The sequence below is a fragment of the Arthrobacter sp. 05N33_2 genome, from assembly GCF_056397425.1.
This window is the reverse complement of the sequence record NZ_JBFTNJ010000002.1, coordinates 43,887-67,087: the sequence shown is the minus strand read 5'-3', so window position 1 is coordinate 67,087 and position 23,201 is coordinate 43,887. Positions and strand designations below refer to the sequence as shown.

The 23,201-nt window shown below is 67.1% G+C and carries 24 protein-coding genes and 1 riboswitch; of the genes, 9 read left to right on the top strand and 15 right to left on the bottom strand.

Annotated elements, in window-relative coordinates; all coding sequences use genetic code 11:
* Window positions 1-124 precede the first annotated feature (124 nt).
* Window positions 125-1,477 (top strand): aspartate kinase, encoded by a 1,353-nt coding sequence (locus AC1DHX_RS03205; RefSeq protein ID WP_018774393.1) that lies wholly within the window; start codon window positions 125-127, stop codon window positions 1,475-1,477.
* 215 nt (window positions 1,478-1,692) lie between these two features.
* Here AC1DHX_RS03205 and AC1DHX_RS03200 read toward each other — a convergent pair whose 3' ends face one another.
* Together AC1DHX_RS03200 and AC1DHX_RS03195 are read right to left on the bottom strand one after the other, a co-directional pair.
* Window positions 1,693-1,887, bottom strand: a complete 195-nt coding sequence (locus AC1DHX_RS03200; RefSeq protein WP_043436631.1) for a hypothetical protein — start codon at window positions 1,885-1,887, stop codon at window positions 1,693-1,695.
* A 143-nt stretch (window positions 1,888-2,030) separates the two neighbouring features.
* The gene (locus tag AC1DHX_RS03195; RefSeq protein WP_028278007.1) at window positions 2,031-2,255 is read right to left on the bottom strand and encodes a hypothetical protein; all 225 of its coding nucleotides are present in this window, start codon (window positions 2,253-2,255) and stop codon (window positions 2,031-2,033) included.
* 127 nt (window positions 2,256-2,382) lie between these two features.
* On the opposite strand from AC1DHX_RS03195, the gene AC1DHX_RS03190 reads away from it, so the two are divergent.
* Genes AC1DHX_RS03190 through AC1DHX_RS03175 form a run of 4 tightly spaced genes read left to right on the top strand, consistent with a single transcriptional unit; the run spans window position 2,383 to window position 4,788 of the window.
* Entirely contained in the window at window positions 2,383-2,853 is a 471-nt protein-coding gene (locus AC1DHX_RS03190; RefSeq protein WP_476850579.1) for a MarR family winged helix-turn-helix transcriptional regulator, read from the top strand.
* A gap of 27 nt (window positions 2,854-2,880) precedes the next feature.
* The gene (locus AC1DHX_RS03185; protein WP_243181456.1) at window positions 2,881-3,462 is read left to right on the top strand and encodes an SSI family serine proteinase inhibitor; all 582 of its coding nucleotides are present in this window, start codon (window positions 2,881-2,883) and stop codon (window positions 3,460-3,462) included.
* Entirely contained in the window at window positions 3,431-4,411 is a 981-nt protein-coding gene (locus AC1DHX_RS03180) for a 3-methyladenine DNA glycosylase (RefSeq protein WP_476857666.1), read from the top strand. Before AC1DHX_RS03185 ends, AC1DHX_RS03180 begins: the two co-directional genes overlap by 32 nt.
* Complete coding sequence (locus tag AC1DHX_RS03175) at window positions 4,408-4,788, top strand: serine protease inhibitor (RefSeq protein ID WP_476860043.1); 381 nt, start codon at window positions 4,408-4,410, stop codon at window positions 4,786-4,788. The genes AC1DHX_RS03180 and AC1DHX_RS03175 overlap by 4 nt, the downstream gene beginning before the upstream one ends.
* A gap of 197 nt (window positions 4,789-4,985) precedes the next feature.
* Here the strand turns inward: AC1DHX_RS03175 and AC1DHX_RS03170 are convergent, their stop codons facing one another.
* Complete coding sequence (locus AC1DHX_RS03170) at window positions 4,986-8,180, bottom strand: S8 family serine peptidase (protein ID WP_476857664.1); 3,195 nt, start codon at window positions 8,178-8,180, stop codon at window positions 4,986-4,988.
* A 331-nt stretch (window positions 8,181-8,511) separates the two neighbouring features.
* Entirely contained in the window at window positions 8,512-8,697 is a 186-nt protein-coding gene (locus AC1DHX_RS03165) for a hypothetical protein (RefSeq protein WP_028278002.1), read from the bottom strand.
* A 270-nt stretch (window positions 8,698-8,967) separates the two neighbouring features.
* On the opposite strand from AC1DHX_RS03165, the gene purS reads away from it, so the two are divergent.
* The 3 genes from purS to purL are packed head-to-tail and all read left to right on the top strand — an operon-like array spanning window position 8,968 to window position 12,321.
* Window positions 8,968-9,219: a phosphoribosylformylglycinamidine synthase subunit PurS gene (gene purS / locus AC1DHX_RS03160; protein ID WP_476899850.1), complete on the top strand. Its 252-nt coding sequence runs from the start codon at window positions 8,968-8,970 to the stop codon at window positions 9,217-9,219.
* Between the two features lies 1 nt (window position 9,220).
* Window positions 9,221-9,991 carry a phosphoribosylformylglycinamidine synthase subunit PurQ gene (gene purQ / locus AC1DHX_RS03155; RefSeq protein WP_476857663.1) on the top strand — a complete coding sequence of 257 codons (771 nt, stop codon included), beginning with the start codon at window positions 9,221-9,223 and terminating at the stop codon, window positions 9,989-9,991.
* The gene (gene purL, locus AC1DHX_RS03150; protein ID WP_476857662.1) at window positions 9,988-12,321 is read left to right on the top strand and encodes a phosphoribosylformylglycinamidine synthase subunit PurL; all 2,334 of its coding nucleotides are present in this window, start codon (window positions 9,988-9,990) and stop codon (window positions 12,319-12,321) included. The genes purQ and purL overlap by 4 nt, the downstream gene beginning before the upstream one ends.
* Before the next feature lie 80 nt (window positions 12,322-12,401).
* Here purL and AC1DHX_RS03145 read toward each other — a convergent pair whose 3' ends face one another.
* The 11 genes from AC1DHX_RS03145 to AC1DHX_RS03095 form a co-directional block, all read right to left on the bottom strand.
* The gene (locus AC1DHX_RS03145) at window positions 12,402-12,695 is read right to left on the bottom strand and encodes a DUF503 domain-containing protein (RefSeq protein ID WP_223914525.1); all 294 of its coding nucleotides are present in this window, start codon (window positions 12,693-12,695) and stop codon (window positions 12,402-12,404) included.
* A 23-nt stretch (window positions 12,696-12,718) separates the two neighbouring features.
* Window positions 12,719-13,036, bottom strand: a complete 318-nt coding sequence (locus AC1DHX_RS03140; protein ID WP_079555298.1) for a putative quinol monooxygenase — start codon at window positions 13,034-13,036, stop codon at window positions 12,719-12,721.
* 80 nt (window positions 13,037-13,116) lie between these two features.
* Window positions 13,117-13,719, bottom strand: a complete 603-nt coding sequence (locus AC1DHX_RS03135) for a hypothetical protein (RefSeq protein WP_476857661.1) — start codon at window positions 13,717-13,719, stop codon at window positions 13,117-13,119.
* A 14-nt stretch (window positions 13,720-13,733) separates the two neighbouring features.
* Window positions 13,734-14,288, bottom strand: a complete 555-nt coding sequence (locus AC1DHX_RS03130; protein ID WP_476860042.1) for a DUF1990 family protein — start codon at window positions 14,286-14,288, stop codon at window positions 13,734-13,736.
* Window positions 14,285-14,695 carry an MmcQ/YjbR family DNA-binding protein gene (locus tag AC1DHX_RS03125; RefSeq protein WP_476850505.1) on the bottom strand — a complete coding sequence of 137 codons (411 nt, stop codon included), beginning with the start codon at window positions 14,693-14,695 and terminating at the stop codon, window positions 14,285-14,287. Before AC1DHX_RS03125 ends, AC1DHX_RS03130 begins: the two co-directional genes overlap by 4 nt.
* Before the next feature lie 61 nt (window positions 14,696-14,756).
* Window positions 14,757-16,019 (bottom strand): acyl-CoA dehydrogenase family protein, encoded by a 1,263-nt coding sequence (locus tag AC1DHX_RS03120; RefSeq protein WP_476860041.1) that lies wholly within the window; start codon window positions 16,017-16,019, stop codon window positions 14,757-14,759.
* A gap of 27 nt (window positions 16,020-16,046) precedes the next feature.
* Window positions 16,047-16,916, bottom strand: coding sequence for a MetQ/NlpA family ABC transporter substrate-binding protein (locus tag AC1DHX_RS03115; RefSeq protein WP_476860040.1), 870 nt, complete (start codon window positions 16,914-16,916; stop codon window positions 16,047-16,049).
* 32 nt (window positions 16,917-16,948) lie between these two features.
* Complete coding sequence (locus AC1DHX_RS03110) at window positions 16,949-18,391, bottom strand: LLM class flavin-dependent oxidoreductase (protein ID WP_476860039.1); 1,443 nt, start codon at window positions 18,389-18,391, stop codon at window positions 16,949-16,951.
* Between the two features lie 46 nt (window positions 18,392-18,437).
* A complete protein-coding gene (locus AC1DHX_RS03105) occupies window positions 18,438-19,103 on the bottom strand; it encodes a methionine ABC transporter permease (protein ID WP_018776122.1) in 666 nt (221 codons plus the stop codon).
* On the bottom strand, window positions 19,096-19,905 hold the full coding sequence (locus AC1DHX_RS03100; RefSeq protein WP_476860038.1) for a methionine ABC transporter ATP-binding protein: 810 nt from the start codon (window positions 19,903-19,905) through the stop codon (window positions 19,096-19,098). The genes AC1DHX_RS03105 and AC1DHX_RS03100 overlap by 8 nt, the downstream gene beginning before the upstream one ends.
* A 139-nt stretch (window positions 19,906-20,044) precedes the next feature.
* Window positions 20,045-20,135, bottom strand: a riboswitch (SAM riboswitch).
* 97 nt (window positions 20,136-20,232) lie between these two features.
* A complete protein-coding gene (locus AC1DHX_RS03095; protein ID WP_230008123.1) occupies window positions 20,233-20,658 on the bottom strand; it encodes a CoA-binding protein in 426 nt (141 codons plus the stop codon).
* Window positions 20,659-20,965: 307 nt separating this feature from the next.
* Here AC1DHX_RS03095 and acs point away from each other — a divergent pair, with 307 nt between their 5' ends.
* A complete protein-coding gene (gene acs / locus AC1DHX_RS03090) occupies window positions 20,966-23,191 on the top strand; it encodes an acetate--CoA ligase (RefSeq protein WP_476860037.1) in 2,226 nt (741 codons plus the stop codon).
* Window positions 23,192-23,201: the final 10 nt, after the last annotated feature.

Genomic DNA, 23,201 nt, shown 5'->3' with positions numbered 1-23,201 from the left:
GTCTGCCATTCGGTCACAATTCAACGGCGCGGGCGGCACGGCGATAAACTGGGGTGAGAAGTTACGCCGTCGCGCCGTTTGGTTGCCTGGCCCAGAACCCCGATGATCCAGTGAGGGTGCGCGAATGAGTTTGCCCACTACCGAAGTCCAGCCCGGATCGCAGACGTTGCCCGTCTCGGCCGCCGCCACCAAGCACCTTGTCGTGAAGAAATTTGGCGGTTCCTCGGTGGCTGACGCAGAAGGCATCAAGCGCGTCGCCCGGCGGGTCGTGGATGCCCAAAACGCCGGCGACGAGGTCGTCGTGGTGGTTTCCGCCATGGGCGACACCACCGATGAGCTCCTTGACCTCGCCGGCCAGGTCACCGATTCCGCGCCCGCCCGCGAAATGGACATGCTCCTCTCCGCCGGCGAACGAATCTCCATGGCGCTGCTGGCCATGGCCATCAACAAGTTCGGCGCCTCGGCCCAGTCTTTCACCGGGTCCCAGGCCGGCATGATCACCGACGGCATCCACGGCAAGGCCCGGATCATCGACGTCGACCCGCACCGCATCCGCACCGCCCTGGACAAGGGGCACATCGCGATCGTGGCCGGGTTCCAGGGCATGAGCCACACGACGAACGAGATCACGACGCTCGGGCGCGGCGGGTCGGACACGACGGCGGTGGCCCTCGCCGCGGCGCTCGACGCCGATGTCTGCGAGATCTTCACCGACGTCGACGGCGTGTACACGGCCGATCCGCGCGTGGTCGCGTCCGCCCGGAAGATCGACCGCATCTCCAGCGAGGAAATGCTGGAACTGGCCGCGTCCGGCGCTAAGATTCTGCACCTGCGCTGTGTTGAATACGCCCGCCGCTTTGGGGTGCCACTGCACGTCCGTTCCTCATTCAGCCAGAACGAAGGCACCTGGGTTCTGCCCGGCGCCGACGACAAGATCACGACTCAAGAGGGAGTTGCCTTGGAGCAGCCAATCATCTCCGGTGTGGCACACGATCGGTCCGAAGCCAAGGTCACGGTTGTCGGCGTACCTGACATCCCCGGCAAGGCAGCGGCGATCTTCCAGGTCATCGCGGACGCCCACTCGAACATCGACATGATCGTCCAGAACGTGTCCACCCACGGCACGGGCCGGACCGATATCTCCTTCACCCTCCCGATCGTCGAAGGCGCCGAGGCCCTGGCCGCCCTGCACGCCGCGCAGGACCGGATCGGCTTTGAGAGCATCGAATATAACGAGAAGATCGGCAAGCTTTCGCTGATCGGCGCCGGCATGCGCTCGCACCCGGGTGTGTCCGCCCGCTTCTTCGCGGCCCTCTCCGAGGCCGGCATCAACATCAACATGATCTCCACCTCGGAGATCCGGATCTCCGTGGTCACCCACGCGGATCTGCTCGACGACGCCGTCCGCGCCATCCACAGGGCCTTTGACCTCGACAGCGAGGACGAGGCCACGGTCTACGGCGGCACCGGCCGCTAGCCGCACCTGCGCATCCGGGCGGACCCCGGACCGCATAAAGACGGGGAAGGGAGCGGCACCTGCCGCTCCCTTCCCCGTCTCCGCCCGTCGTCGGCCGCTTCCCCACAACTCCGGCCGAATTCCCACGTTTCCGGCCGAATTCCCACGTTTCCGGCCGCGTACCACGCGGCCGCCCAGGACGCCCCCGGTACCCGGAACCGGCGAAGCGGGCCTCGTCAGACCTCTTCTTTCCCGAGATCCGTTTTCCGGACAGCGTAGTGGTGTCCGTGGTCGTCCGTCTCGACTTCGAAACCTGCCAGGTCGTCTTCCGAGGCGTGCTCGAAGTCGTCGTGCTTGTGAACTACAGGCGCCGCGGTGTCGCCTCGATTTGCGGGCCCGAACAGCAGCCTCAGCTTGTCGGTCTTTTCCATGAAAGCTCTGACAGCACGTGTCACTAGTCCCACCCCCTTTCCTCGTCCCGGATGGTTCAGGATGCTGCACAGCGGTGTGTCAGTGCCCTCATTTTACGCCCGGCAGCGGGAAATGGCCCGGGTGAGGTGGCGCTAAAAGGGACCTAGCGCAGGGATTTGTCGTCAGGGTTTCGGGGCACCACATAAGTGCTGCCGTCGGGCCGGTGCAAGGTCTCCCACTGTTCAGTTTCAGCCTGCCGCGCCGCCAGCAGCCGCCTGTTCTGGTCGGTCATCTCGTGGCCGAGTGAACTGCGGTTTGCCGGCCCGAACACCGCCCGGAACTTCCCGGTGGCCCGCATGAACCTCTCGACGGCGTTTTCCTTGGCCATGGCTATCCTTTCCTGGGAGCAAGACAATGCTCCCAGTGTACGCTAATCATTAGTGCACTAATCATTCGAAGGAGTCGGTGTGACCCAAGGAACCCCAGCAATTCAGGGCGGCCACGCCACGAACGGCCTGCCGGACGCCCAGGCAGCGCAGGACGACCTCCTGCTGGAACAGCAGCTCTGCTTCGCCCTGACGGTGGCCTCCCGCAGCGTCGTGGGCGCTTACAAGCCCGTCCTGGACAGGCTCGGCCTGACCCACCCGCAGTACCTCGTGATGTTGTGCCTGTGGGAAGCGAGCCCGCGGTCGGTCCGCGACATCAGCGACGCCCTGGCCCAGGAGCCGGCAACCATCTCGCCGCTGCTGCGCCGGCTCGAGACGGCCGGCTTCATCACCCGCCAGCGGATGGAAGGCAACGAGCGCACCCTGGATGTCCGGCTGACGCCGCGCGGCGCCGCCCTTCGGGAGCAGGCCACCGAAGTCCCGGGCATCATGATGGCCCGGCTGGGCCTGACCCGTGAACAGGTCGGCCAGCTGCACGCCACCATGATGGACCTGATCGCCGCCACACGGCCCGGCCCGGAGGACGCGCCCCGGCGGTAGACTGGGCAAAACAGAGGAGGACTGCTGATGCGCACGCAATCGGGCCGCCCGGCACTTGTCCTGGCGGCCGTCCTGATGGCCGTGGCCGGACTGGCCGCCTGCACGCCGAACGGCGGGCCCACACCTTCTCCCTCCCCCAGCACGACGTCGGGCACCCCCTCCAGCCCGTCACCCACAGCGCCGTCGGGCTCGCCGTCGCCGGAGACGGAGACGACCTCGCCGGCACCGTCCCCCTCCGCCGTCCCGCTGCCGTCCGGACCGGGCAAGGGCAACGCCGAACTCGCCATCATGGTCAAGCCGAACGAAACCGGCACCGCGGCCAACTTCACGCTGGTGTGCCAAAACGGGGTTCCGGCGGCCGAAAGCCAGCACCCCAACGCCGCCGCCGCGTGCATCGCCATCAAGAACAACCCGGCCATCCTCAGCCCCGCCCCGCCCGCCAAGAACCAGACCTGCACCCAGCAGTACGGCGGCCCGCAGGTGGCCACAGTCACCGGCGTCGTGGATGGCAGGGCGGTTCAGGCGAGCTTCAGCCTGACAAACGGCTGTGAAATCGCCGCCTGGAACGCCGCCAAAGATGTTCTGGGCTCATCCGGCGGGGCGAGCTAAGCCCTTGCACCTCCAGCAGGAAGAATGGCTGCCGCGCCAGACCGCCCACGTCCAACATGTCCGCCGCTACGCGGACCCCTACCTCGAGCGGCGCTCCGCCGGCCGGAAGCACCCGGTGGAGGACTTCCTCTTCACCTACTACACCCAGAAGCCCGGTCAGCTGCTGCGCTGGCACCCGGGCGCCGGCGTCGTGCTCTCCGGCCCCGAGGCTGAGGCGCGGACCGGGTGGAAGTATTACCGCGCGGCCGACGCCACAGAACTCGCGGCCGCCGGGCTGCCGGCGGAGTCGCCGGCGGTGACGGTCGACGTCGACGCCTTCCTGAGGGAGCGCCGGGAGGCACTGCAGTTCGCAGGGATCATCCTGGCCGGGACTGCCGCGCGGCCGGCCCAGTTCGGCTGCTTCGGGCTGCACGAGTGGGCCATGGTCTACCGGCAGGACAAGTTCGATCTCCGGCACGAGTACCTGCAGCTGCGGCTGGGGTCCGGGCGCACCGACGAGGTGGTGGAGGAGAACCGGATCCGGTGCTCGCACTTCGACGCCTTCCGCTTCTACACCCCGGACGCCGTTCCGCTGAACAGCATGGTTCCCAGCCGGGGGAACCAGCGCACCATGGAGCAGCCGGGCTGCCTGCACGCCAACATGGACCTATACAAGTGGGCCTACAAGCTGTCCCCGTTGCTGCCCAGCGAGCTCGTCATGGACTGTTTCGAACTCTCGTGGCGGATCCGGGCCATGGACATGCGGGCGTCGCCGTACGACCTCGCCGACTGGGGGTATCCGGCGATCCGGATCGAGACACCCGAGGGCAAAGCTGCGTACGTTGAGCACCAGCGGGCTTTTTCAGCCGAATCACAAGTACTGCGGCAGCGGCTGTTGCAGGAGCTCGCTCCCCTGCTCCAGTCGATGGGTTCCGGCCCTGCCCCCGAACACACGGAAGGACAGCAATGACCGCCACCCACGAGCGTCACAGCCACCACGAGATCGATCTCACCGTCCGGCTGACGGAGGCCCCGGAAGCGCCGGAGTACACCTTCCGACTGGCGGTCGACGGCGGCAGCGTCGCCCCGGCGTCCACGCTGCCGGATTCGGCGGCCGCCCTCGCGGCGGTCACGCAGCACGGCGAGGCGATCTTCTTTCCAAAGCCGGGGCCGCCGAAGATGTGCACGCAGCAGTACGGGGGTCCGCAGGTCGCCGTGGTGACCGGCTGGTTCCTGGGCCGGGAAGTCCACAGCACGTTCAGCCGCACCGATGGCTGCGAGATCGCCCGCTGGCGGGCGATAGCGCCGCTGCTGGGCGGGGTTGCGGGATCCACCGGGGCAATCTGAGCCTTCACGGCACGGACGCCCGCGGCCCCTGGGCTCTCCCGGCTCCGCCGGCCGGCCCGGGACCGGGTCCGCCCCGACCTTTCCCGCGCGCTCGGCTCTCCCGGCTCCGCCCCCGGCGGATTAAACGGCAACGGCCGGCGGTGTGAGCCGCCGGCCGATGCCGTATTTTGGTGCTGCTTCTGCCTAAATGGCGTCGCCTAGATGGCGTAGTTCGGGGCGAAGGACTGATCGCTGTTCTGCATCTTGCCCTGCTCCTCCTTCACCTTCTTGCCCTTGTCCTTCTTGTCCTTGTGGGAGTTGTCGCCATCGGCGTCGTCACCCGGACCGTCATTGGAATCCTGGTCCTCGGAGGTCGGCGGGACCACAACGGTCCCGGCCGGGGTCACCAGGACTGAGACGAACGTGGGATCGCTGGCACCGGCGAAGGTGACCCGGCCGATGTACGAACCGACCTGAAGCCCATCCCAGCTCAGCGTGACCTTGCCGGCCTTGCCGTTGGCGAGCCGGAGCGGGTTCGGGCTCAGCGAGGCCTTGCCCTCGACCTTGCCGAGCACGGCGGCGTCGACCGAGGCCTTGGTGGCCTGGTTGTTCGGGCTGGCGTACAGGTTGGCGTAGATCGTGTACTTACCCGGGGTCGGGTTGGGGATGGACACCGATTCGCTGGCCGACGACGTCGCGACCGTCAGCGGACCGTTCGGGGTCATGACGTACATGTCGAAGTCAGCCTTCGGATCCGCGGAAATGACCGAGAATTTGGCCAGCGGGGAGCCGGCCACGACTGTGACCTCCTTGACCACGTTGGAGGCATCCGGGGCGCCGGTGAACGGGCCCGGGACGAGCTCGGCGGCCGTGGAGTCGGCCTTCGAGAGACCGTCGAGGGTCATGTTGATCGGCGCGTTCGTGCCGGAGACCACCTTGATGGCACCGGAACCGCTGCCGCCCTCGGAGGTGAAGGCGACATCGGACAAGGCCACGACGGACTGCGGACGGACCGCGATCGGCGACGCCACATTCTTGTTGGCGCCCTGCCAGCTCAGCGAACCGGTCGCGAACTTGCCCAGGGGCGCGCCCTGGTTCTCAAAGGAGACCTTGAACGTGCGCTTCTCGCCGGCGGCGCGGAAGTTCAGAACAGCCGGGGTCACGCTGACCTTGATGCCGGGAACGTTGAACTGGGCCTTGTAGACCCCCGGGGTCAGGGCGGTCAGCGTGCGGGTGACCTCGATCTTCCCGGCCAGGTTGCCGAGGGCGAAGGAGGGCAGGTTCATGTCCCGCGCCTTGGTGGTTCCGTGGATGAACTCCAGGTAGTCTGCCTCGCTGGCGTCGTAGACGAGGCCCGGATCCAGCACGCGGGCCGGGTCCACCTGGCCTGCGCCGGTGGCAAAGACATCGGTGTTCTTGGATCCGTCGGCGTTCTTGACGTCGCTAGTGGTGGTCATCATCGCGGATTTGACCGCCGCCGGGGACCACGTGGGCTTCATGGCCAGGATCAGCGCGCCGAAGCCGGCTACGTGGGGGGAGGCCATTGAGGTGCCGGAAAGAAAACCGAAGTTGTCGCCTCCGGTGCCGATCGGCGAAACGCCGGCCAGCACGGCCACGCCGGGCGCCGCGACGTCGGGCTTGAGGAGGTCGGAGCCTTCAGCGAGCAGCGGGCCGCGGGAAGAGAACCCGGCGATCTGCGGCTGCGCCTCGAGGGGCAGTCCGGTGGTGTCCTTGTTGACCAGGGAAACCGTGATGGCCGGATTGGCCGTGACCTTGGCCTTGATGGCTTCGGTGGCGGGCGGGTTCACGTGGACGGTGGGGACTGAGTGTTTGTCCGTGTCCAGTGAGGAGACGGACAGGTTGACGAGGATCATGCCGACGCCGCCTCCGCGCTTGACTTCGGCGCTCTTTGCGACGCGGTCCACGACGCCGCGGTCACAGACCACAACTTTGCCGGTGATTTTGGCCGGGTCCAGCGAATCGGGGCCGCACAGATTCGGGCTGGCTTTCCCGGCGGCTCCTGCGTTGGCTGCCAGCACGACGCCGGCATTGGAAACCTGGCCGTTCATGATGCTGGCGCCGCGGTATTTGCTGCCGTCGGAGAACTCGACCGTGCCCTGCAGTTCCTGCGAGAAGCTGGTGGCCGCGACCGTGGTCAGCCAGGGCGCGCCGTGGTTGACGGTGCTGGCGGTCGGGCCGGAGTTGCCGGCGGAGACCGCGACGAAGATCCCGGCCGAGGCGGCGGACAGGAATGCCAGGGAGACCGGATCGGTGGTGGTATCCGTGGCGCCGGAGATGGAGTAGTTCAGGACGTCCACGCCGTCCTCGATGGCCTTGTTGATGGCCTCGACGGACGCGGACGAGTAGCACCCACCGGAGTTGGGATCGTTGTCTTCCCAGCAGACCTTGTAAACGGAGAGCTTGGCGGCCGGCGCGATGCCGCTGGTCAGCCCGAAGCTCCTGCCGTCAACCATGGCCTCGACATTGGCGTTGCCGGCAGCCGTGCTGGCGGTGTGGGTTCCGTGGCTGGCGGCGTCGACCGGGGACAGCCGTTCGCCCGGAGCCCAGTCTTCCGGCGGGACAGTGGCCGCGAAGTCCTCGCCAAAGTAGCGKGCGCTCAGGACCTTGGAGTTGCAGGCSGTGCCGTCGAAGTCGGTGCCGACCTGGCATTCGCCCTTGAAGGTTTCGCCGTCGGCTTTGAGCATCGCGATCTTGCCGTCCGGGGTGCGGTACGGCACGCCGACGACGGGATTTCCGGTGAGGGGCTTGACCTCCTGGCCGGCAAAGTAGGCGCTGGAGGGGGTGTAGCCGGTGTCAATGACGCCGACCACGACGCCCTTGCCGGCCGCGTCCTGGCCGCCGAACTTGGTGTTCCACGTGCCGTTGGGCCCGCTGAGCTTCAGGAAGTCGGCGGTGGAGTAATCGGGTGCGTTCTCCGTGTCCGGCGCGACGACGAGGACCGACGGGTCCCGGGCCAGTTTCACGGCCTGGTCCGCGGTCAGCTTGGCGCTGAAGCCGTTGAGGGCTGCGGTGAACTGGCGCTGCATCTTGACGCCCTGCTGGCCGGCCACCTGGGCCTGCTTCTGTTCCAGGTGGGCCTTGTACTGCTTGACTTCGGCCTTGGTGGCATCCAGTTTCTTGCCGGAGGCAGGCTTGGTGGCCGGCAGGCCGGCCGTCCCGCCGTCGTAAGTCGCGGAAGGCTTCTCCGCCATGACCACTATGTAGCGGCCGTCCTTGTAGTTGTTCGGATCAATATTCTTCTGTGCGACGCCGGCTACGCCCGGGCCTTGCGCCGGGGCCGCATTGGCGGGGGCGATCGCGATGCTGGACAGAAGAACCGGCAAGCCCAGGGTCAGTGCCGCGGCCCTCCGGAGTCCCCCGCTTCGAAGGAAGCTCTTTCCTGGTGATGTCACGAGTGTTTGAACCTTTCGTAAAGGAACGGCCCGACTCCAACGCCGGGCCCAACGGACTGGCGGGAACTCACCGGGCGGTCGCCCGGCCCGCCCCCACGGATACCAGCCGATTCATACAGTACAGACCGAGAGCGAGATATGACATAGACCACAAGGAGGTATTTAAAATTTGTCACGCAATACGACACGATGCGATGGTGAGGATGCTGAACTGCGTCAATTGGACTCCCGCGGGCACAGTGCCTACGCCAGCATGCGCCGGCTCAGCGCCGGAGGCCGCGACGACTTACGATCTTCGGGCCCGCCGCCGGCCCGCTCGTGATCCGCCGGCCTATTTTCGGGGAGTCCGGACCACGTCGCTGATCCATGCGCGGGTCTTCTCATCCAGGGGGCCGGCCACCTTGGTCGCCTTCGCCGCACGGTCAGCCTTGATCTTCTGCAGAACCATCCGGCCCAGCCCGGCGAACACTGCGACGGCCACAACAGACAACACCACGGATTTCGGTTTCTCAGCCATGCGCACATCCTACTGACCCGCGGCAGCCCCGACCATAGGGCGCAGCCGCCCCCGCGACGCCATCTCCCCAGCTCAAGGACCTGCCGGGGAGGCCGCGTTCACACTCCCCGCCCGAATACGGCCGGACGCACGGTGGCCGGTAGAATGGGCATGCAAGCTCGCGGAGCGCCCTTTCACGCTGTATTCACCAGTCCAACACACAGCGGATCGGCGTGAGACGGCACCACTCCGCTGCGCCCTTACCCAACGCTCACGCACAGGAGTTACCGGATGCCCCGGATCGTYGTCGACGTCATGCCCAAGSMCGAGMTTCTGGACCCGCAGGGGAAGGCCATCGTCGGTGCTCTGCCCCGGCTGGGCTTCACCGCTTTCAGCTCTGTCCGCCAGGGCAAGCGCTTTGAACTCACGGTCGACGGCGAGGTGACCGAGGAGATCCTGGCCCAGGCCCGCGACGCCGCGGAGACCCTGCTGTCCAACCCGGTCATCGAGGACGTCGTCAACGTCGAGGTCGTTGAGGCCTGAAATGACTGAACTCCCCCTGATCGGCGAGGCCGTCGCCGTCGCCGCCAACGCTCCTGGTGCTCGCAGGCTCGCTGGTGCGAAGATCGGCGTCGTCACCTTCCCCGGCACCCTCGACGACCGCGACGCCGCCCGTGCGGTCCGTCTGGCCGGCGCCACCCCGGTGGAGCTCTGGCACGCCGGCACCACCCTGGGTGACGTTGACGCCGTCGTGATTCCCGGCGGGTTCTCGTACGGCGATTACCTCCGCGCCGGCGCGATCGCCCGCTTCGCGCCGCTGATGTCCAGGATCATCGACGCCGCCAATTCCGAGGCCAAGCTGCCCGTGCTGGGCATCTGCAACGGCTTCCAGATCCTGACCGAGTCGCACCTGCTGCCCGGTTCCATGATCAAGAACGACCACCTGAAGTTCATGTGCCGCGACCAGGTCCTGCGCGTGGAAAACAACACCACCGCCTGGACCGGGGACTACGCCGCCGGCCAGGAAATCACCGTGCCGCTGAAGAACCAGGACGGCCAGTACATCGCCGACGAGAAGACCCTGGACGCGCTCGAGGCCGAAGGCCGCGTTGTGTTCCGCTACGTCGGCTTCAACCCGAACGGCTCCCGGCGCGACATCGCCGGCATTTCCAACGCCGCGGGCAACGTGGTGGGCCTCATGCCGCACCCCGAGCACGCTGTGGAGGCCGGCTTCGGTCCCGAGCTCGGCTCCGGCACCGAGGGCCTCGGGTTCTTCACCTCTGTCCTGAACAAGATCGTGGGAGACAACAAATGACGGAGACACCCGCAGTGGCGGCACCCGCGGAGACCGCCCGGAAGTTCAACATCGACACCGTCGAGAACGCGGCCAAGACCCCGGACACCGAACTCCCCTGGGCCGAACTGGGCCTGAAGCAGAACGAGTTCGACGAGGTGGTCAAGGTCCTGGGCCGCCGCCCCACCGGCGCGGAACTGGCCATGTACTCGGTGATGTGGAGCGAACACTGCTCCTACAAGTCCTCGAAGAACCACCTGCGCCAGTTCGGCGACAAGGTGACCGAGGAAATGAAGAAGGACATGCTCGTGGGTATCGGCGAAAACGCCGGTGTCACCAACCTGGGCGACGGCTGGGCCGTGACGTTCAAGATTGAGTCCCACAACTCGCCGTCGTTCGTGGAGCCCTACCAGGGCGCCGCAACCGGCATCGGCGGCATTGTCCGCGACATCATCTCCATGGGCGCCCGCCCGGTAGCGGTGATGGATCCGCTGCGCTTCGGCGCCATTGACCACCCGGACACCGCCCGCGTCATGCACGGCGCCGTGGCAGGGATCGGCGGCTACGGCAACTCGCTGGGCCTGCCCAACATTGGCGGCGAAATGGTCTTCGACTCCGTGTACCAGGGCAACCCGCTGGTGAACGCGCTGGCCGTCGGCGTGATGCGCCACGAGGACATCCGCCTCGCGAACGCCTCCGGCAAGGGCAACAAGGTGGTGCTGTTCGGTGCCCGCACCGGCGGCGACGGCATCGGCGGCGCCTCCGTGCTGGCCTCGGAGTCCTTCGATGACACCAAGCCGTCCAAGCGCCCCGCGGTCCAGGTGGGCGACCCGTTCGCCGAGAAGGTCCTGATCGAGTGCTGCCTGGAGCTGTTCAAGGGATCCCTGGTGGAGGGCATCCAGGACCTCGGCGCCGCCGGCATTTCCTGCGCCACCTCCGAGCTCGCCTCCAACGGCGACGGCGGCATGGAAGTCGAGCTGACCTCCGTGCTGCTCCGCGACCCCACCCTGACCCCGGGCGAAATCCTGATGTCCGAGTCGCAGGAACGCATGATGGCCGTGGTCACCCCGGAAAACATCGCCGCGTTTGAAGCGGTCATGGACAAGTGGGCGGTGGAGTACTCCTGGCTGGGCGAGGTGACCGACACCGGCCGCCTCATCATCACGTGGGAAGGCGAGGTCATTGTCGACGTCGACCCGCGCACCGTGGCCCACGACGGCCCGGTCTACGACCGACCCTATGCCCGCCCCGAATGGCAGGACGCCGTCCAGGCCGACTCCTTCACCGGGTCCGTCCAGGACGCCGGCCGCCCCTCCGCCCCCGCGGACCTGGCCGCCGCCATCACCGAGCTCGTCGCCTCCCCGAACATGTGCGACAAGTCCTGGATCACCAAGCAGTACGACCGCTATGTCGGCGGCAACACCGCCATGGCGTTCCCGGACGACGCCGGCGTGGTCCGGGTGGACGAGGAAACCGGCCTCGGCGTGGCCCTGGCCACCGACGCCAACGGCCGCTACACCTACCTGGACCCGTACCACGGCGCTCAGCTGGCCCTGGCCGAGGCCTACCGCAACGTCGCCACCTCAGGTGCCGTGCCGATGGCCGTCAGCGACTGCCTGAACTTCGGCTCCCCCGAGGATCCCGACGTCATGTGGCAGCTCGCTGAAGCCATCCGCGGCCTGTCCGACGCCTGCATGGTCCTCGGCATCCCGGTCACCGGCGGCAACGTCTCGCTGTACAACCAGACCGGCACCACCCCCATCCACCCCTCCCCCGTGGTGGCAGTGCTGGGCAAGTTCGACGACGTCGCCCGCCGCACGCCGTCGGGCTGGAAGGAAGACGGCCAGGCCATCTACCTCCTCGGCACGACGGCGGCAGAGCTGGACGGTTCGGAATGGTCGAACATGCGCGGACACCTCGGCGGCCTGCCGCCGAAAGTTGACCTCGAAGCCGAGCGCGAACTGGGCCAGATTCTGATCAACGCCTCCCGCGACGGCATGGTGGATTCCGCCCACGACCTCTCCGAAGGCGGCCTCGCCGCGGCCCTTGTGGAGTCGTCCCTGCGTTACGGCGTGGGCGCCCGGATCGCCCTGCAGGACGTCCTGGACCGCGACGGCGTGGACCTGTTCACGGCGCTGTTCTCCGAAACCCAGGGCCGCGCCGTCGTCGCTGTGCCCCGCTCGGAGGAAATCCGCTTCACGGACATGTGCACCGCCCGCGGCTTCGCGCACGTCCGGATCGGTGTGGTGGACGCCGAGGGCGGCACGCTGGAGATCAACGGTGTCGAGACCATGAGCCTCGACGCGCTCCGCGAAGCCCACGAGGCGACCCTGCCGAAGTACTTCGGCTAAGCCCTACCGCTCAAAGCAACGCGGGGTCACTTACCGCCCATAAATCCCCTCGGGATGGGCGGTAAGTGACCCCGCGTTGTTTAATCGTCGCTGCGGAGCTCCCGTTGCCGTGCGCTGAGGAGTTCGAGTTCGGGCCGGGCCGCCACGAAGCGTTCGACGGCGGTCAGTACCTCCACGACGTGTGCCCGGTCTGCTGCCACCAGGCCGGCGCCCAACTGCGTGCGCCGGTACTGTTCGTGGTCCCCGACCTCGGCCACGGAGACATCAAAGCGGCGCTTCAGCTCCGCAAGCAGCGGCCGCACCATGGAACGTTTCTCCTTCAGGCTGTGAACGTCGCCCAGAAGGATGTCGAATTCAATCCAGCCGATCCACATGCCATAAGCGTATCCATTGCCGGTTAGATGGTGAGCTCGCCCATCCGGTCCCAGCCGTCGCCGTCGAGCTGCCGGCTGATGATCCGGGGTGTCTCGGCCAGCGCCTGAGGCATGTCCGCCATAGCCTGCTTGAAGTGGGCGCTGTTCACGTGGGCCCCGGCGGCGTCATCCTTGAAGGCCTCAACCAGGACGAATTCATTGGGGTCCTCCACACTGCGGGACCAGTCGAACCACAGGTTGCCGGGCTCCTGGCGGGTGGCCTGGGTGAAATCGTTAACGAGTCCCAGCCAGCGCTCCGACCAGTCCGGCTTGACCTTAAATTTGACGACGATGAAGATCATGGGCTGAAGCCTTTCATTGGTTTTCCGGAGGTTCCATTCTTCCAGCATGACAATGCCGGGTCACATGGCCAGTTGGCGGGTCAACAGGCCTTGATGGCCTCGCGGGCCAGTTCCTGCTGCCGCGGGGTGCCGATCCGGTCGGCCCACTGTTCGGCGAGCTGGAACTCSACCATSGCCTCGGTGCACCGGCCGGCGTCATGCAGCGTCCAGCCGAGGTTGTTGTGCAGCGAAACCACCCACCGTTTGGTCCGCTCATCGTGAACCGTGGACGCGTACTCCAGGGCGCTCCGGGTCCAGGTCTCGGCGTGGGCGGAGTCGGCAATGGCGAGCATGTGCAGCGCGTCCACGGCCAGGAATTCCTCGACCAGGTAGTCAGCCAGTTCGGCCGCCTGTTCAAACAGCGGCACGGCCATCTCGGGGTGGCCGCTGGAATTGAGCACCCGGCCGCGTTCCAGCAGCACCCGCACCGCGACTGTGGGCTCGTCGGCATCGACCGCATCCAGCAGGGCGTCGGCTTCCTCGTAGCGGCCCTGCAGCCCGATGGCCCGGCCCAGCTGGGTGGTGAGTTCGGCGCGTTCGTCGGCGTCGTAGCGTTCATCTGCGGCCGCCGCCCGGAACCGGGCTTCGGACCCGGCGGGGTCGTCGAAGTTCCACAATTGGTCAAGGGCTTTCTGTTCCAGCATCCATCTGCTCCTGATCAGCTTTCACCTGCGGCCAGTTCGTGTGCACTCCCAATGTAGCGGGAAGTGACATGCCTTTGTGCCCGTCCCGTGAGGGCGCGGCCGGCCGCGTAGAACCAGTTGGACGGCCGGCTGAAGGCCGTGATTTTCAGGAACACCCGGCCGGCGGCGTCGATCTCCACTTCGAAGGCCTCCTCGCCCCGCACGGGATGACCGGGCAGTGTGCCGTACCCGAACCCGGCTCGTTGCGGCCCGTCGCCGGGCACCGGCCGGCGCACCCACACCACCTCGCAGGGCGCGTTGATCCGGAAGGGTCCGACGCCGAATCCGCTCACCACGCGCGCGCCGGGCACGACGGCGTCGGAGTCGGTGCGGACGCGCAGCCCGGAGCGTCTCTGCAGCTGCCAGGTCAGAATCCCCTGCGCCACCCTCCGGTACAGTGCCGGGCCGTCGCCGAGGTACGCCCGGGACACCAGGCAGGGAAAGCCTGCCGGAGCCTGGCCGTGCTCAGTGGAGCCAATGCCCGGATAGTTCAGCCCGTCCCGCGCGCCGGCACCAGGATCACCGCTCATGTGTCCTCGCCCCTGGCCAGTCCCGCCCAGCCCAGCTGTTCCCGCTGCTTCCGGCTGAACGAGGCGACCACCAGGTCATAGGAATCCTCCACCATGTCCCGGATCATGCCGTCCGGCAACGATCCGTCCAGCCGGACCCCGTTCCAGTGCGTCTTGTTCATATGCCAGGCGCCGGTGATTTCCGGGTGGATGGCCCGCAGCTGTTCGGCAAGGGCCGGCTCGCATTTGAGGCTCACGGACCAGTCGGCCGGGTCCATGGCCGATGCCGCGAACATCTTGGCGTCCTGCCGCGTGCCGCCGGCGATCCCCGCCCGCACCTTGAAAACCGATGTCTCCGGGCCGAAAGGAAAGTCCTCAAACGCACCGGGGAAGCTCAGGCAGATCTCGCGGAGGGTGGCAACGTCCATGGCACGAGCCTATCCGGCTGCGGCCTGCCCGGCTGTGCGGGCTATCCGGCTGCGGCCCGCCTCACCCTGCCTGCGCGGCGGTGCGGGCGTCGCCGATGCTGTGCAGCCCTTCCGGGCTGGTGCCGTTGACTTCGTAGTCGCCCACGGTGCGGGCCTTGAACACGGCGGGGTTGTGGGTGGAAACGGTCCTGGCGTTGCGCCAGTGCCGGTCCAGCGATTTCGACTTCGACGTGGCGGACGCCCCGGTGACGTCGAAGAGCTGCTGGGCCGCGGACTGGACGAGTTCGGGCACCAGAAGCTGCGCCTTTTCCACCGCGATCTCGCCGCGGACGTAGCGTTGTTCCGGGGTGAGATCCAGGTTCTGGTCCGCGCCGGCGTCGAGCTCCCGGGCGGCGGCCAGCACCACGGATTCCGCCGCGAAGACCTTGGCCGAGAGCTGGCCGATGAGCTGCAGGATCAGCGGGTCGTGGCGGAACAGTTCGCCGGAGCCGGTGTTGAAGGTGCGTTTGCGGTCGCGGACCAGCGCCCTCGCGTCGGCCATTGCCGCCCGGCCGATGCCCGCCAGGACGGCGAGCAGGACCAGCTGGAAGAAGGCCGGCTCGTGCGTGGTGGATTCCGAGCGCCGGATGATGTTGGTGTCCGGCACCACGGCGTCACGGAAAATCGTGGTGCCGGTGCCGGTCAGCTGCTGGCCGAACCCGTCCCAGTCGTCGAGGATTTCCACTCCGGGCTGGGTGGTGCTGACCACGGCGTACTGCCGGCCCTCCACGCCCGCGGTGCTGGCCATGACGGCAATCCACTCGGCGAAGATGGTGCCGGTGGTGTAGTACTTCCTGCCGTTCAAGAGCCAGTCCCCGCCGTGGCGGGTCAGCTTGGTTCCGGTGGTGCCGAGGACATTGCCGGATTTCTCCGTGGCGGCGTTTCCAAAGATCTCGCCGGCCACCACTTTCGGGTACCAGCGGTTCCGGAAGTCCTCGGATTCCAGGCCGACGGTTTCCACGAACGCGAAGTGCGAGCGGTAGAGGTGGGCCACGGAGGAATCCGCCTCGGCGAGTTCGATGAGCAGCCGGAAGAAGGGCTCAAAGCCGATGCCGTCGCCCCCGTGTTCCGTGGGCACCCGCAGCCGGCCGAAGCCTTCCTCGTTCAGCCAGCGGACCTGTTCGAAGGGCAGGACCCTGTCCTGCTCGCGGGCCAGCGCGTCCTCCGCGATCCGGGCAAACACGGGCCGGAAACGCTGCGCCAGCCTCTCGTAGGCGGCTTCGGCCGACGGCGCTGATGGTGCTGAATGTGCTGCGGGGGCTGTGGTCTCTGGTGCGTAGGACATGCGTTCCCTTGGTTGCTGGTGGCCGGGCTAGAGCTTGGCGGCGTCGGCGGCGGGGTCCTGGTCCCAGGGGGTGGGCAGGATGCCCTTCTGGTAGCTGGCAAACCAGGCCTTGACCTCCGGTGACTGGAAGGCGGCCTTAAGGGCCGCGGCCTTCTCCGACCCGGCAAAATCCTTCCGCCCGGCAACCACGATCCGGAACGGGACCAGGTCCGCATCCGTTTCGAAGGCCAGCGCGTCGTCCTTGCTGTGCCCGGCATCCGCGGCCATCCGGGCGACCAGGAAGCCGGCGTCGACATCGGGAAGGGTGTTGGCGAGGGACTGCTGGTCCACTTCCACGAACTGCAGCTTCTTCGGGTTGGCCGTGATGTTCTTTTGCGAGGTGTGGATCACGGTGGCGTCAGACAGCTCCAGCAGGCCGGCGTCGCGCAGCATGAACAGGGCACGGCCGTTGTTCGCCGGGTCCACGGGAATGCCGATCTTGGCGCCGTCCGGGAGCTCGTTCAGGGACTTGTACTTGTCAGACCAGATGCCGCCCGGGGCGCTGTAGACGTAGAACAGTCCCACGTTCTCCAGGCCCTTGTCCTGGTTGAACTGCTTCAGGTAGGCGTTGTGCTGGAAGAAGTTGGCGTCGAATTCGCCGTTGGCCACGGCCAGGTTGGGCTGGATGATGTCCGTGACGTACGTGGGCTCCAGGGTCCAGCCCTGGGCCGCGAGCAGCTTCTGGGCCAGCTTGGTCGGTTCCTGGTACGGGGCGGACTCGGTGACGATAATCTTGATCGTCTTGCCGCCGCTGGCGCCGGCGCCGCCGGGGTTGGTGAGGCCGCAGCCGGTCAGTGCCGCGGCGGAGACTGCACCGGCGCCGGCGAGGGCATATTTGAGGAAATTTCTACGCTGCATGGTCTTGGTCCTTTGTGGTGGTTCGCGCTGGGCTATGACTGGGCGGTAACGCTGGCGCGCTGGTTTTCGGCCGCCGCGGAGAATTCGGTGAAGGCTCCCCGGAAGGCCGCCGCGGGATGGCGTCCGTTGAGCCGCGGCCCGGCGCCGAAGAGCTTCTCGCGCAGGGTTCCCGGCGCGTAGCCGGTCTGGGCGAGGCCGCGGCTGCGCAGTTCCGGCATCACACCGTCGATGAAGTCGGTGTAGGAGCCGGGGATGGTCTGGTTGATGATGTTGATGCCGTCGATTCCGGCGTCCTGCCACTGCTCGAGACGGTCGGCAATCTGGTCCGGCGTTCCCACCACCCGGTTGGCCCGGCTGCGGTAGAGCGCAATGTCGCGGAGGGTGGGGTTGCCGCCGCGGACGGAGGCGCGGATAGCCGTGAGATGTCCCTGGCTGCCTTCCGTTTCAAGGTCCCCGAGCGGGGTGTCCAGCGGCAGGCCGCCGAGGTCGACGCCGAACCCGCCGCCCACGTGGGCCAGCAGGGCCTCAATGTCCAGGCTGTCCTCGAGCTCGTCGGCCTTGCGGTGCGCCTCGGCTTCGGTGCCGCCCACCACGAAGTGCATGCCCTGGAGGAACTTCACGTCATCCGGATGGCGGCCGGCGGCAACGGCCTGTTCCCGGACGGCCGCGGTGTACTTCGCGGCCACCTCGGTGCTCGGCGCGAGGGTGAAGGTGGCCTCGGCGTTGGCGGCGCAGAACTGCTGGCCGCGGCCGGAGCTCCCGGCCTGGAAAAGCACCGGGGTGCGTTGCGGCGAAGGAGCCGCGAGGTGGGGTCCGTCGATCGAGTACCGGGGCCCGCGGTGGTAGATCTTGCTGACTTTCTCCGGGTCCGCGTGGACTCCGGTCGCCTTGTCCCGGAGCAGCGCATCGTCTTCCCAGGACCCTTCCCACAATTTGTAGGCGGCCTCGACGTATTCGTCCGCCCAGTCGTAGCGTTCGTCATGCTTGGTCAGCTCGGTGGCGTTGAAGTTCCGGTGCGCGTTTTCCAGCACACTGGTGACGATGTTCCAGGCCACGCGGCCGCCGCTGATATGGTCCAGGGTGGACATCTGCCGGGCGAACTGGAACGGATGGCTCTGAATCACCGACGACGTCGCGGCCAGCCCGATCTCCCGCGTTCCCGTGGCGAGCGCGGACAGCAGAATGAGGGGGTCGTTGGACGGCACCTGCAGGCCCTTTTTCAGCAGCGATGCCCACCCGCCGTCGTAGTCGCCGTAGAGACCGACGACGTCGGCGAAGAAGATCGCGTCAAACTTGGCGTCTTCGAGCTGGCGGGCCAGGTCGATCCAGAGCTGGAGTTCGTTGAACCGGTGCTGCTGGGCTTCCGGGCGCCGCCACTGGCCGCCCATGATGTGGCTGGACGTGTTCATCACGAAGGCGCTGATCAGCAGGCGCGGACGGGGTCCGTCGAAACGGATACTGGGTGTTGAAGTCATGGGATGCTTTCCGCTGTGGGAGGTGGGACGAGGGTGCTGCCGGCGCTCAGAGGCGCTTGTCCAGGCGCCGGGCAACATAGGATCCGCCCAGCTGAACGATGGTGACCAGCAGGATCATCAGGACAATGGCGGTGATCATGAGCGGCGTTTCGTAGCGGTAATAGCCGTACCGGATGGCGAAGTCGCCGATTCCGCCGCCGCCCACCAGTCCGGCCATCGCCGAGTAGGAGATGAAGCTGACGGTCATGATGGTGATGGAGCTGACGAGTCCGGGCTTCGCCTCCACAATCAGGACGTCCCGGACGATCTGGGACCGGCTGGCGCCCATGGACCGTGCCGCTTCGACCACTCCGCCGCCGAGCTGGCTCAGGTTCTGTTCCACGAAGCGGGCGAAATACGGAATGGCGTTGAGGGTCAGCGGGACAATGACGGCGGCCGTGCCGATGGTCGTGCCGACAATGAACCTGGTCACGGGAATGATCGCGATCAGCAGGATCAGGAACGGGAACGAGCGGAGCAGGTTGACCAGCCCGTCCAGGACCCGGTGCAGCTTTGGCCTGTGCTTGAGCCCGTTGGGACCGATGGTGTAGAGCAGGACACCCAGCGGTGTCCCGAGCAGCACCGCCAGCGGGATGGCCACCAGCAGCATGGTGAGGGTCTGTCCCATGGCGACGCCGATTTCGGGCAGGACTTCCAGGATGCGGTCAAACATTGATCAGGCCCTCCGACGCGGCTGTGGTGTGGGTGCCCCTCCCGGAGCGGTCCAGCTGGATCTCATCGGAGACCAGGTAGCGGCCGATCGACGTCGCCGGGTGGAAACCGGGGCGCTGGAGTTCGGCGAGGTCGAGCTGCTCCACCACCCGGCCTTCTTCCATGACCGCGACGTTGTCCGCGATGGCCTTGATGACATTCATCTCGTGGGTGACCACCACGATTGTGATGCCGAATTCGGCGTTGACGTCGGCCAGGTATTGCAGGACCGATGACGTCGTCCGGGGATCCACGGCCGACGTCGGCTCGTCACAGAGCAGCACTTTGGGCCCGGTGGCAAGGGCGCGGGCGATCGCCACCCGCTGTTTCTGGCCCCCGGAGAGTTTGGCCGGATACGTTCCCGCTTTGTCGGCGAGGTCCACGATTTCCAGGGTTTCGGCGGCCCGCCGCCGGCGTTCCGCCTTCCCGACGCCGGCGAACTTCAGGGACAGCTCCACATTTTCCTGGGCTGTGAGGTTGTTGAGGAGATTGAAGTGCTGGAAAATCATGCCGATGTCATGCCGCTTGGTCCGGAGCTCGGCGTCGGACAGGGTCACCAGGTCGACGCCGTCCACCAGGACGCGGCCCGACGTCGGGCGCTCGAGGAGGTTGATGTTGCGCAGCAGCGTGGATTTGCCGGCGCCGGAGAACCCGATGATGCCCTGGATGGTGCCCCGCCTGATGTGCAGGCTGACGTCATCGACGGCCGTGAAAGGTCCCGCGGCCGAAGCGAATGACGTGCTGACGTTCTGGATCTCGATCACAGGCCCCCACCTGCTCGGGGCCGCGGCGCTGCCGCTGTCTGCGTGTTCATGATTTCCTCCGGGCTCGCCCGAGGAAAGCCCTGGGTCCGGGCTTCCGGGCAGCGCTGAGCGAAGCCGGGGAGCCTCAGAACACAGTGGTTCTCCATCGGTCCTGGCGGTAGCACCGTCCTCAAAGGAGGGGGTTGCTGCGGCGTCACGGAGCCAGATCTCTCAGCCGCTCGGGATGGTTACGAGTCCATCTCACACGGCAGGAGGCCGGATACAGAAAAAGCCGGTCACATTTTGTAACCGACTCTTCCCGATCTGTTGATCGTCATTCCCGGGCCGTTAGATGCCCACGCGCCAGCCTTCGCGGGCGGGGCACGCGTTCACGACGACGTCCAGCCCGGCGGCCTTGGCCCGGTCCGTCGCGGCGTCGTCGAAGACGCCCAGCTGCAGCCAGACGGCCTTGGCGCCTACTGCGATGGCCTCGTCTATGACTGCGCCCACCCTGTGGGAGTTGACGAAGCAGTCCACGACGTCGATCGGGTGCTTCTCCGCCGGGATGTCAGACAGGGAACGGTACCCCTTCTCGCCGTGGACGTCGTCGCCCGGAAGGTTGACCGGAATGATGGTCATGCCCATCCGGTCCCGGACATAGAGGGAGACCTCATACGCCGAGCGCCATTCGTTGGTGGTGAGGCCGACCACCGCCCACGTGCCTTTGGTTCGCATGAGGCGGTCAATGACTGCCGGATCGTTAACATGGGCCATGCATCAACCTTACTCCTGCGACCTTTCCGGGCAATTGCCGAATAAATGAATGATTTGGGCAGGACCCACGCCGGGTGAACGAATATTACGGCGCTCCCGGACGCCGATTTTGCGGAATCGTGCATCTGAAGTTCTAGTAGGTAGTGACCATCCCGAGCGGCCGAGAGACCTGGATCGATGACGCCGCAGCAACCCCCCGGTGACGTGGGACGACCATTCCCACGCCACCGCTCCGCCCTCCTTCGGTGAAATTCGAGGGAGCCGGAGCAACCAAGGGTGCTACTGCCAGGACCGATGGAGTGCAGCAATGACCCCTGAGAATTCTTCCGCCCTGCCCACCTTTGCCCGGACTGCGTCCGAGGCATTCCCCCAAACCACTTCGGACGCGACGGCGAACGAAGCAGGGCTGCGTGACGCGCCCGGCTCCTCTCGCGGCTCTTCGGGATGGTCCCTGAACGAGTCCACGGACGGCGCAGTGCACGGCGTCCCCGCCGATGGGCCGGCGCGTCACCGCAGCAGCACCTTCGGAAACCACCTTCCCCGGCACGGCGGCGCCGCGACCGCGGGAACTGTCCAGGCAGAGACGGTTGCGTTCTGGGAAACCCAGGCTCTCCGCCTCGACTGGGCGGACCTGCCCGGCGGCGCGACGGAGCAAACCAAGCCCTGGCACACCGCGCACCGCCGGGTCCCGGCCGACGTCGAGGCCGGCACCGGACCGCAGATCACCTGGTTCGAAGGGGGCAGGCTCAATGTCGCCTACAACTGCGTCGACCGCCACGTAGCGGCGGGGCGCGGAGACAAGGTGGCCCTGCACTTTGAGGGCGAGCCCGGCGACCGCCGTGCCGTCACCTACGCCGAACTCCAGCGCGAGGTCTCCAAAGCCGCCAATGCCCTCCTGGATCTCGGCATCACCAAGGGCGACCGGGTGGTCATCTACCTCCCCGTCATCCCCGAAACCGTGATCATCACCCTCGCGGTGGCCCGGATCGGTGCCATCCATTCCCTGGTCTTCGGCGGATTCTCCGCCGAGGCCCTGAAGTTCCGGGTGGAGGACACCGGCGCCAAGCTCCTGGTCACCACCGACGGCCAGTTCCGCCGCGGCACCGCCGTGCCGGTCAAGGACAACGCGGACGCCGCCGTCTCCGGCGACAACGCCATCGAACACGTCCTGGTGGTCAACCGGACCACTCCCGCGGACGAGCTGGACACCGTCCCGATGACCGCCGGCCGCGATGTGTGGTGGCACGACGCCGTCGGCACCGCCTCCGAGACTCACGAAGCCGAGGCGTTCGACGCCGAGACGCCGCTGTTCATCATGTACACCTCCGGCACCACCGGCAAGCCCAAGGGCCTGGTCCACACCTCCGGCGGCTACCTCACACAGGCGTCATGGAGCTTCGAGCACCTGTTCAGCAACCCCGACCCCGCGCTGCGGGAGGAGGACGTGCACTGGTGCACGGCCGACCTCGCCTGGGTCACCGCGCACACCTATGAGCTCTACGGCCCGCTCTCCAACGGCGCCACGCAGGTCATCTTCGAGGGCACGCCCAACACCCCGCACCCGGGCCGGCACTTTGAGATCATCGAACGCTACGCGGTCACGCAGTATTACACCGCGCCCACCCTGGTCCGCTCCCTCATGGGCTGGTTCCCGGACGGCGTCCCGGACACGTACGACCTCTCCTCTATCCGTCTTCTCGGCACGGTAGGCGAGGCCATCAACCCCGAGGCCTGGCGCTGGTTCCGGACCAACATCGGCGCCGGCACCGCCCCCGTGGTGGACACGTGGTGGCAGTCCGAAACCGGCGCCACCATCCTCTCCCCGGCACCGACGGACGCCGCGTTCAAGCCCGGCTGCGCGGCCCGCCCGCTGCCCGGCGTCAGCACGCGCATCGTGGACGACGCCGGCAACACGGTGCCGCCCGGCGTCCAGGGTTTCATCGTGGTGGACTCCCCCGGCCCGGCGATCGCCCGGACGGTCTGGGGSAACCCGCGCCGCTACTTCGATTCGTACTGGCGCCAATACGCCGAGCAGGGCTGGTTCCTCGCCGGTGACGGCGCCAAGTATGACGACGACGGCGACATCTGGATCCTCGGGCGGGTGGACGACACCCTCAACGTCTCCGGACACCTGCTCTCCACCATCGAGGTCGAATCGGCGCTCGTCGCCCACCCGGACGTGGTGGAGGCCGGCGTCTGCCCGGTCGAGGACCCAAAGACCGGCCACGCGATCGTCGCGTTCGTGGTGCTGAAGGATTCGGCGGCCGCCCCCGACATCCAGGGTGTGCTGAAGGCGCACGTCGCGAAGCAGATCGGGCCGATCGCCAAGCCGCGGGACGTCGTCGTCGTTCCCGACGTGCCGAAAACCCGCAGCGGCAAGATCATGCGCCGGCTGCTGACCCAGCTGTTCGAAGGCACAACGCTCGGCGACACCACCTCGCTGCAGAACGAACCATCCATCGCGGGCATCCAGGATGTGCTGCGCGACCGCGCCGCGGAAATCCTGGCAACAGCAAGCCCCACCCGGAAGTAAAGGAACACCC